The sequence below is a fragment of the Capnocytophaga sp. oral taxon 332 str. F0381 genome (genome assembly GCF_000318275.2).
In the GTDB taxonomy this organism is placed as follows: domain Bacteria; phylum Bacteroidota; class Bacteroidia; order Flavobacteriales; family Flavobacteriaceae; genus Capnocytophaga; species Capnocytophaga bilenii.
Genome location: NZ_KB291249.1, coordinates 1,729 through 3,930 on the forward strand (window position 1 = coordinate 1,729; position 2,202 = coordinate 3,930).

Here is a 2,202-nt window from a genome sequence, read left to right on the forward strand (position 1 = left end):
TCACGAAGGATTTTCGTATGAATTTAAATTATAACTTATGAAAAAAATACATTTATTAACTATAATTATTTTATTGTTTAATTGTAGTAATGCTCAAAAGAAAATGGAAAAAATAGCAAATTTATATAAAGAAGTTAAATATCATGAGCAAGCTATTAGTTATCAAGCAGAGTATTTTATAGGAGGTTGTAATTTTGAAATACTAATTAATGGCTTCCCTATTGAGAGATATTATGGATTGGGAAATGGTACCTTAAGCGCAAGTGTCCCCATAAATACAGAAATTTTAAAGAGTGGTTTACAATCTTGGAAAATTAGAATTTTTCCTATACACATCAATGGAATTCCACAAAAAATGATAGAAGGAGGGGCAAGAGTCCAATTAAAAATACAAGCTATTCGTTTTAAAGATAATGGAGATATTGAAAAGATTTCTACACCTGTGATAGATTTCGAAGTTCCACTAAAAAAAGAAAAAGAAACAGGAAAAAATATATTTGTAGATATGGGAAAACCTTATGTAGAATATTGTGGAACATTTCAGGCTAATGTCCCATATCAATTAAAAGGATGGCAAGATGGAGAAAAATTTGATTTATCTGATAGCTTAAATCTAAAAAAAGAAGTTCTAAACAAGTTTAATGAACTTAGAAATATGATTATCAATAAAGAAGAAAATAAATTTGAAGAGAGTATTTTATATAAAGAAAAAGAAGTAGCTCAAGCTTTATTTATGACAGAAAAAGAAAGTAAGGATATTGCAAAATTTTATACAGCTGCATTTGATGGAACTCTACAGAATTTTAATATGACTTCAATTGATAATGAAGAGTTGGTTTATTATTGTGAAGATAGAGTAGTCACATTATTATTTACAGCAATGAAATGTCCTCGTTGTAAAGGAGAGCCTGTACTAGTAGGAAGATATGAAGAGGAAAATAGAAAAAAAGTAAGAATTTTCCCTATATATTTATATCGCCCAAAAGGTAAAAAAGAATTAGAAGTTATAAGATAAATGAAAGGCACTTACTACAAACCCCCGATAATACTTTTTCTATTATATGGGATACTTCTATACACAAAATTGAATTTTATGCTTATGACAACGATTGGTTTTTTAATGGTGGTATAGAAAATGTTTTCTGTGGACAAGTAATATTAAAACTATGGAAAAGTAAAATACAACAGATTTGGGAAAGCGTATCCTAAGAAGGAAGAAATAGAAACAGCAGAATTATATCAATTAGTCGGAGGATATTTATTAGAATGGTATAATGAAGTAAAAAAAAATCTATAAGTAACCCTATATATTATAGTTTAGATAATACTTGTGCCCTTAGAATGAGTTGGGCACTCAATTATTCTAAAAATCTTATACCTTATAGAAAAGGTGAAACTTATAAAGGCAACAATGATTTAAATTATTTTATTAATGTGAAATATCTAAAGAATTATTTAGAAAATATTTTTAAAGATAAGAAATTAAAAAATATTAATATAGAAGATGAAAAGGAAGCTCTTTTTATTCAGTTAGATTGTAATTTTAGTGATGCTATAGGGCATATTGATATAGTTTTTGATGGGAAATATGGAAGCCAAAGCTACCGATGTAAAACAACAATAGGTTGGACTGATCTAGATTAAAAACTTAAAAAAATGAAGATAGAAATGATTTTATTATGTTTGTTTTTTTCTTTATATACTTATAAAAAAGAAAATATACATTTTAGTGATTCTAAAGAGGATAACTTAGCAAAAAAACAAATATTAGATACTGTAATCTCTACAAAAAAAGATAGCTTACTTGAACAAGATCTGTTATATTTGAAAAATGTAGCTTATTGTTTATGTGTAGGTAATGTTAATACAAAAATATTAAAAACACATCCTAATAAATATAAAATTTTTCGTGATGATAGTGCAATTGCTTATGCTTCTATGGCAAATATTCTTGATTATGAACTTTTTCTAAGGAATAAATCATTAAATAATATGATAGAAAATTGGAATAAAAAATTATATCAGGCAAAACCTCCAGAAGAAGAGTCTAATAATGACATTTTTTTAATTCAAATGCAATGTTTAAACTTCTATAATAGTGATGAACTTAATAGTTATATAGACTCTATTAGAGTTCAATATTATAAATAAAATCAATTGAAGTGCCTAAATAATTTCATATATTTGCACTCTGAAAATTAA

At 25.8% G+C, this 2,202-nt stretch carries 3 protein-coding genes; all 3 read left to right on the forward strand.

The genetic code is table 11. The features are described from left to right. Positions 1 to 37 precede the first annotated feature (37 nt). Entirely contained in the window at positions 38 to 1,015 is a 978-nt protein-coding gene (locus HMPREF9075_RS00785) for a hypothetical protein (RefSeq protein ID WP_009414677.1), read from the forward strand. A 290-nt stretch (positions 1,016 to 1,305) separates the two neighbouring features. Beyond that, positions 1,306 to 1,644, forward strand: coding sequence for a T6SS effector amidase Tae4 family protein (locus tag HMPREF9075_RS00790; RefSeq protein ID WP_255351807.1), 339 nt, complete (start codon positions 1,306 to 1,308; stop codon positions 1,642 to 1,644). A 12-nt stretch (positions 1,645 to 1,656) separates the two neighbouring features. After that, positions 1,657 to 2,151, forward strand: coding sequence for a hypothetical protein (locus tag HMPREF9075_RS00795; RefSeq protein WP_009414679.1), 495 nt, complete (start codon positions 1,657 to 1,659; stop codon positions 2,149 to 2,151). The last annotated feature ends 51 nt before the right edge of the window (positions 2,152 to 2,202 follow it).